This window comes from Nostoc sp. CALU 546 (genome assembly GCF_048836525.1).
In genome coordinates this window covers 1-2,456 of sequence record NZ_JAWJTF010000303.1, presented here as the reverse complement: position 1 = coordinate 2,456, position 2,456 = coordinate 1, and the positions used below count along the sequence as shown (strand labels likewise).

General features: G+C 35.2%; 2 protein-coding genes and 1 pseudogene. All 3 read left to right on the top strand.

Annotated elements, in window-relative coordinates; translation table 11 throughout:
• Positions 1–250 (top strand): annotated as a pseudogene (locus RRG12_RS43025) (DUF262 domain-containing protein); the annotation flags it as partial.
• The gene (locus tag RRG12_RS43020; RefSeq protein ID WP_420757969.1) at positions 247–1,368 is read left to right on the top strand and encodes an AAA family ATPase; all 1,122 of its coding nucleotides are present in this window, start codon (positions 247–249) and stop codon (positions 1,366–1,368) included. The pseudogene RRG12_RS43025 and the gene RRG12_RS43020, both read left to right, overlap by 4 nt.
• A 3-nt stretch (positions 1,369–1,371) precedes the next feature.
• Positions 1,372–2,361: a hypothetical protein gene (locus tag RRG12_RS43015; RefSeq protein ID WP_420757968.1), complete on the top strand. Its 990-nt coding sequence runs from the start codon at positions 1,372–1,374 to the stop codon at positions 2,359–2,361.
• Positions 2,362–2,456: the final 95 nt, after the last annotated feature.

Here is a 2,456-nt window from a genome sequence, read left to right as displayed (position 1 = left end):
AATTTCTAACAAAAATAAAAGAAAATTCCCTATTAATAAATCTTTGTTTGAAGTCTGGTCTGTAAATCTTGCAAGGCTCGATATTCAAAATATTGAAATATTAAAAGAGAGGAAAAAACAATTAATAGATACTTTCATTAAATATGTAGATAACGATACAGAATTTTTAGTATCAATATCTCAAGCAGCAAATAAAATAGAGCATAGATTTGAAACAGTTGAGAAAATCGTCCAAGAAGTATTATTATGATTAATTCTCTAAAAGTTACCAATTATAAAGCTTTTGAAAATCAGTTAATTGAATTTAAGCCACTAACTTTACTTTCTGGTTTAAATAGTACGGGAAAATCTTCCATACTACAATCGCTACTTTTGCTTCGCCAATCTTATCAACAAGAATTATTGCCAAATATCGGGTTAGCATTGAATGGTGAATTAGTACGCATTGGTACTGCTCAAGATACATTTTGTGAAAGAGCTAAAGAGGATTATCTAGGTTTTGAAATTACTTGGAATGAGGGAAAAAAAGGGATTTGGCGTTTTAGCTATGATCCAATTAAGACAGGTGCAGATGTTTTAAATAATTTAGATTCTAAATTACCAATTGAGAATGTCTATAAATTAAGTCCTTTCAATAGAAGATTTCACTATCTACAGGCTGAACGTCTCGGGCCACGAACATCTTATGAGATGTCAGATTATCAAGCAAGGCGACTAGGACAGTTAGGTAGTAAGGGTGAATATACTGCACATTTTTTAGCAATTAATCAAGATAAAGATGTTCTTCAAACTAAACTAAGACATCCGATGGCAAAATCTAACACTCTTAGTAGCCAGGTTGAAGGATGGATGAGAGAAGTTAGTCCTGGTACAAGGATTAAAATTAACTCAAATTCAGATATCGGTTTGATGAGTTTACAATATTTTTATGGGGATAGTAACCCCTATCGTACTACTAATGTCGGATTTGGAATTAGCTACACATTACCGATTATCGTAGCAGTTTTATCATCTTCTCCGGGTACACTAATTATAATTGAAAATCCAGAGGCACATTTACATCCTAAAGGGCAAGTCAAGATGGGTGAATTATTATCGCTTGCAGCTAGTTGTGGAATTCAAATAGTAATAGAAACTCATAGTGATCATGTTTTAAATGGTATTCGTCTTGCTGTTCATGGGGGAAAAATTAAGCCCTATGATGTTCAGTTACATTATTTTCAGCGAAAAGAAAAAGAAGGGCAAACTGTTACTGAAGTAGTATCTCCACATATTGATCGGAATGGCAGAATTGATAAATGGCCTGATGGTTTTTTCGATGAATGGGAAAAAAGTTTAGATGTTTTACTTGAGCCTGCGGGAGAGTAAAAGGTGGATTTTGACTTAATATTAAATGAGTTATCTCTGCGAAATCCGGCTCTAAATGAACAAGTGGCACAGCAAAGAATGTCGGAGTTAATTAAGACAATACAAGCAGTCAAAGCTCAACAAGTAAAGGTAAGTCTTCGCACAAAAGAGAATTTTCATACAACAATACTTGCACCTAACTATCCTCTTCGCCGCTGGCTTAATGATAATGACGCGGATCAAGTTGAACGACTTTTTATCAAAACTCTTGTAACTAAAGCACCTTTTTCAACTGATATTGCAAATTCAGAGATCCAAGATATTGAAAATAATACTAGCTTATCTGAATTTTTTCATCAAGGAGAAATGGCTATTGGGCTTGGTATTGCTTATGTACTTAATACGATCACAATTAATACGATTGCAATCAGCTTGCTCTCTCAGGAATGCTGGGATTGTAACCATGTAAAACTTGAATTTCGATGCTTGGATGAGTATGGAGAGATAATCAGCGAAATTGTAGAAATCATCCATGCTAGCCGTAGCAGCCATGTACAAGAACACGCTAGTCTGATTCAACAACACCAAGAGCGCATTTATCAAAATGTTAGCGATGGGTTAGAAGTTTGGAATCGCAGAGAGGAATTATTTCCTAACCTAGAATTCTGCGATGTTGTGAGAAAGCAGTTAGAAGATATCCGTACTGGACAGTTGGAATTACAGCCTGTTGTAAGCATATTATTTGAGCTTCACAAATGCTGTAAAGACTGGAATAATGGCTATTTCAATCTCGACGGGTATCCTGTTGAAGAATCGGGGGAAAGTAAACCAACGCTTGATAAATATTTTAAAGAAAGAACTTTTCGTTGTCCTGATGGTAAAGATCGCTTATTTGAACGACACGTTAAATTGAGGTTCTGCAACTGGCGAATCCATTTTTTAGCAGAACAACCAGGAATAGTGATTATTGGCTATATTGGTCGCCATCTTCCTACAGTGAAGTATAGAACTTAACATAAATATTCTGATCCGCCCTTCTCCCTTCTTCCACTGCTAAACTAAAAAACAACCCTTACATCCTGCAAAGGTACCCTTATGACCTATGAAAC

Bases quoted from the DNA above. Each gene is read 5' to 3' on its own strand.
- RRG12_RS43020 (WP_420757969.1), top strand. From the start codon at position 247: ATGATTAATTCTCTAAAAGTTACCAATTATAAAGCTTTTGAAAATCAG.